Below are 5045 nucleotides of genomic sequence, written 5' to 3' on the forward strand. Positions count from 1 at the left end.
ACCCAGCGCACATGAACTCCTGCTCCAACCGTAGGCGGCGCAAGCCGCTCACTGCTCCTCTTGGGCTGTACATGGACGACCGACAGTGTGACGATTCGGGGGACCGTAGCCATTCAGCCCCGTGTGAGGTGTCCGATAAGGCTGGTAGGACGACACAGTAGAGATGCAGCGAACCGGACAAGCGGTGCGAGGCCGACTAGTACTCCAGCTGCACTTCGTGATGTTGTTGTCGGGTAGCCTATTTCGTCGTGTCAGTGTCGGTGGATGAGGATCTGGCTGCGTGGGTGGCTGGGTTGGATGAGTTGTTCGGGCGGGTCGCGGGCCGGTTTTTGCGGGCGGAGCCGCGGTTGCGGGCTCGGTTGTATGTGCGGGGGTTGCTGGCTCCGCTGGCGGGGAAGAACGGGTGGACGCTGGCGGAAGCTGCTGGTGAGCGCACGCCGGATGGGATGCAACGGCTGTTGCATGCGGCGGCGTGGGATGCGGATGGGGTGCGTGATGACGTGCGCGGGTATGCCGTCGAGCACCTTGGGGACCCGGACGGTGTGCTGGTTGTGGACGAGACCGGCTTCTTGAAGAAGGGCACGAAATCTGCTGGGGTGCAACGGCAATACTCCGGGACGGCGGGCCGGATCGAGAATTGTCAGCTGGGTGTGTTCTGCGCCTATACCGGCAGCAGGGGGCGCACGCTGATCGATCGGGAGTTGTATCTGCCCAAGTCGTGGACCGAGGATCGGCAGCGGTGCCGGGAGGCGAGTGTGCCCGATGACGTCGTATTCGCGACCAAGGCGACGCTGGCGAAGAACATACTGGCCAGAGCCCTGGATGCGGGAGTGCCGGCCCGGTGGGTGACCGCTGATGAAGCTTATGGCGGCGATGGAAAGTTCCGGGCCTGGCTCGACGAACGCCGGATCGGGTATGTCGTGGCTGTCCCGCGTAGTCAGACCATCCCGGTCACCGCGGGCTGCACACGCGCCGATCACCTGGTCGAGCAAGCGCCCTCGCAAGCCTGGAAACGCCGTAGCTGCGGCGCCGGAGCGAAAGGGCCACGAATGTTCGACTGGGCCGTGGCCTCACTGCCGGTCTACGAGTGGACCACCGCCGCGGGCTGGAGCCGTTGGCTACTGGCCCGTCGAGCCCTGACCCCGAACAACAAGGGCGAATTGGAGACTGCCTACTACCTGTGCTGCGCACCCACGGGCACCACCGACGAGGAACTGATCCGCGTCGCCGGATCACGGTGGGCCGTAGAGGACTGCTTCCAGACCGCGAAAACCGAGGTCGGGCTCGACCACTACCAGGTCCGCCACTACGACGCCTGGTACCGGCACATCACCCTTGCCATGCTCGCCCACACCTACCTCGCCGTCACAGCCGCCATCGCCCCAAAAGCATTGGCAGCGGCCTCATCCCGCTCACCCTCGGAGAAATCCGACGTCTTCTGGCACACGTGATCACCCACCGCCCAGCCCTCGTAGCCATCCAGCGATGGTCGACCTGGCGCCGACGCCACCAATATCGGGCGAAGAAAGCCCACTACCAGCGACGACACCGATTACATCACGAAGTGCAGCTGGAGTACTAGTACTGCAACGGCAGTTATGTGAGTGGGTGTCCGCGTCGTCGGTAGTGGGATAGGCGGGCTTGGTGTTGTCGTCGGCGGCGCCAGTTCGACCATGCCCAGACGCGGTGGGTGCAGTGGATGGCGGGTAGGAGCAGGGCGATGGTGAGGCGTCGGATCTCCGGTAGCGTGAGTGCGATCATGTCTTGATCGCTGGCGGTGGTTCCCCTTTTGCAGCAATGGCTTTCGCTCCGGTGAGCCAGGCCAGGGCGAGCATGGACAGGGTGATGTGGGCATACCAGGCCCGCCAGCTGCGGACCTGGTAGTGGTCCAGCCCGGCTTCGTTCTTGGCTTGTTGGAAACACTCTTCGATCCGCCACCGTGACCCCGCGATCCACGCCAGATCAGCGATCGTGGACCGGCGCGGCCCGTAGCAGACGTAGTAGGCGATCTCGCCGGGGTCGCTGACGCTGCGCCGGGCCAGCAGCCAGTGCCCGCGGCCGGGTTGCCAGCCGATGCGGATCGGGACCTTCGCCCAGTCGTAGTCGCGTGGCCCGTGCGCGCCGGCACCGGCGGAGATCCGTTGCCAGGCTCGGGCCGGGAGCGCGGCGACGAGCTCCTCAGCGCGGGCCTGGCCGAAACCGGTAGTGATCAGGGTGTCGTTGCGGCGCGTGGCCAGGACGTGGGCGATGTCGTGTTGTTCGAGCCAAACCCGCAGGTATTTGACCTGTCCGTAGGCTTCGTCCGCGGTGAACCACCCAAACGGCATCTTCGCGGCCAGTGCCCGTTCCAGCATGGCCATCGCCAGCCGTGGCTTGGTCGCGAACCCGACCTCCTCGGGGATACCGGCGGCCCGGCAGCGGTCGCGGTCGTCGGTCCAGGACTCCGGTAGATACAACTCCCGGTCCACCAGGGCGTGGCCGTGGCTGGAGGCATATGCGAGGAATACCCCGATCTGGCAGTTCTCGGTGCGTCCGGCCGTGCCGGAGTACTGGCGTTGCACCCCGGCCGAGCGCAAACCCTTCTTCAGGAACCCGGTGTCATCGGCGATCAGCACCGCATCCCGGTCCCCGAGCCGCTCGGCCACATACGAGCGCACGTCGTCGCGGACTCCGTCGATGTCCCAATCCGCCCACCGCAGCAACCGCTGCATCCCGTCCGGGCTCACCTCACCGGCCCGCTCGGCCAGCGTCCACCCGTTCTTACGCTCGAGCCCCGCGACCAGCCCGGTCACGTACTCCCGGGCCCGGCCCCGCGGCCCCGACCGCGTGAACCGCCCACCGATCCTCTCGTGCAACGAATCCAACTCCACTGCAACAACATCCACCACCACACCAGCAAGCTACCGAACCGACTGCCGTTGCAGTACTAGAGCCGGACCGAGCCGGAGCAGTCGATCGCTCACGGAAGTGAATGAAAACCAGCTTGGCCAGCGGAGTACGTGCTGGTCAACAAGTGTGCTCCCCGCGCCTGCGGGGATGAGCCCACCCCGTGCGGCAGCTCGGCCGACGGCGCGACGTGCTCCCCGCGCCTGCGGGGATGAGCCCGGCAATGGTGATCTGGCGGGCCATGACGCGCGGTGCTCCCCGCGCCCGCGGGGATGAGCCCCACGTGGGCACACCGGTGGGCCACACGGTGTCGCGCTCCCCGCGCCCGCGGGGATGAGCCCAGAAATTGCTGTGCTTCTACGGTGCGAGGGGCGTGCTCCCCGCGCCCCGGGGATGAGCCCCGCATCGGACGAACACATCGACCCGGTCGACGTGTTCCTCGCGCGTGCGGGGGTGAGCCCGACGCCATCCGCGGGTCCATCACCCACAAGAGGCGTTCCCGCGCCCGCAGGGATGGGCCCGGTGAGGCATCGTGCGCCGCACACCAGACAAAGCGCTCCCCGCGCCCGCGGGATGAGCGCGGCGTGCTGAGCGACCAAGCGATTGATGTAGAGGTCCGCAACGCACGCGGGGTTTCAATGTCAGCTGAAATCTGACCCTGTGCGCTGGCGCGGAACCAGAGGGTCGGTACCCAACTGGATGCGACTGGAGGTATGCGCCCAACCTGGACGCATCGGACTCACCCGCGCGGTGGCCAAGACGCACTACATCGATGTACCGGAGACCGTTCCGGACAATCGGGACGTCCTGGAACGCTGGGCTCGGGGCGACGAGGGCGAAAGTATGAGATTTTGACTGGCTCGGGTCGAATCCGGCCCCTCGCCACCGAACGAGAAAACCCCTTCCGACGCTGGTCGGAAGGGGTTTTCGTTGTCGGGCTGACAGGATTTGAACCTGCGACCACTTGACCCCCAGGTCGGTCCTGGGGCTGAAATTGCATGTCAGAGCCGCCATTAGGAAGTTTCGGATGGCTTCGATTGTGCTGGTCGGTGAGAGACGTTCATAGCGTGTGGTCCCGTTCTGGTCCCGCTGCCCTGTACAGGTGGATGGACCTCCGCGCGGCCGTCTTCGTGCGGATACGCTGTCGGCATGGAGGTTTGGGTACCAGTCTTCGGGGCTGCCGTGACCGCCTTTGGTGCGGTCTTGATCGCGTTGTACACCCAGCGTCAGACACGTCGTGACGTGCGCACGATGATCAAGAGTGATCTAGAGGCGCTCAAGCTCCTGAAGGACCTCAATCCGGGTGGACCTGAAGTCACGACGCTCCAAGGACATATCGAGTGGCGCATCAAAGAGTTGGCGGCACATGAACGGAGCGCTCGGCGCAACTGGCCTCAAGTCTTCGCAGGTCTCTTGGTCTGGGCGGTAGCTTTTGGCATCGCCATACCAGCGTTCAACTATGGATCATGGTGGCGCTGGCTCTTGGTGCCAGCCGCGCTCCTGTTCATCTTCGGGTGCGGCGGGCTTCCTGCCTTGCGCAAGACGGTTCGCGAGACCTAACGGTTCTGCTGGGCCGGGTACATCGATGTCCGAACGCATGTTCGAATTCGTGTCAAGGCCCCTCTGGGAGACCTGCCCCTGCGGCGAGCAGCGGGGTCCGGGGCGGTGCCCCGTGTGCCGCCTCGGGCGGCAGTCCATCCGATGAGTACGCCAGAACGGTGGGGGTGTGGTGTGTGCTCCTCCGGTCGACCTGCCCAGGGGGCTACCGCATGTTCGGGGTGCGGTGAAGGATGGCGTAGCCACCGCGGAGCGGCTTGTCCTTCACCGTGCCCCGGTTGTGTGGTAGGGCGTTGTCCCAGGTTGATCGGAGGAGTGCGCGCCGCGCCGGGTCTGTGGGCTGAAGCATCGCGCGGCCGAAGGTCGCGGACACCTACGGAAGTGGAGGCCGAAAGTAGGCCGGGCTTAGTCCCGGGGCCGATTCGTGCTCGGCTGCGGGAGGGGAGTTGGGTACGGCTCCCGGCGTGCCCAGCACTGCTCGGTTGTTGCAAAAGCGGCCAGATGGGAACTCTGTGCGCCCCGGCGGCCGAGTGGCGCCGACGCGCCGACGCGCCGCGGACGACGCCTCATCAGTACGCGCTGCGCGTCGCAGCGCGGCGGCG

General features: G+C 66.0%; 3 protein-coding genes. 2 read left to right on the forward strand and 1 reads right to left on the reverse strand.

The features are described 5' to 3' along the window. Positions 1 to 260: 260 nt before the first annotated feature. Positions 261 to 1451 (forward strand): IS701 family transposase, encoded by a 1191-nt coding sequence (locus NB3_RS33650; protein ID WP_157112167.1) that lies wholly within the window; start codon positions 261 to 263, stop codon positions 1449 to 1451. A 306-nt stretch (positions 1452 to 1757) separates the two neighbouring features. On the opposite strand, the gene NB3_RS33655 is transcribed toward NB3_RS33650, so the two are convergent. Beyond that, the gene (locus NB3_RS33655; RefSeq protein WP_067811524.1) at positions 1758 to 2891 is read right to left on the reverse strand and encodes an IS701 family transposase; all 1134 of its coding nucleotides are present in this window, start codon (positions 2889 to 2891) and stop codon (positions 1758 to 1760) included. A 1144-nt stretch (positions 2892 to 4035) separates the two neighbouring features. Here NB3_RS33655 and NB3_RS33660 point away from each other — a divergent pair. Continuing rightward, positions 4036 to 4446, forward strand: coding sequence for a hypothetical protein (locus NB3_RS33660; RefSeq protein ID WP_067811527.1), 411 nt, complete (start codon positions 4036 to 4038; stop codon positions 4444 to 4446). The last annotated feature ends 599 nt before the right edge of the window (positions 4447 to 5045 follow it).

The organism is Nocardia beijingensis NBRC 16342 (genome assembly GCF_001612785.1).
Classification (GTDB): domain Bacteria; phylum Actinomycetota; class Actinomycetes; order Mycobacteriales; family Mycobacteriaceae; genus Nocardia; species Nocardia beijingensis.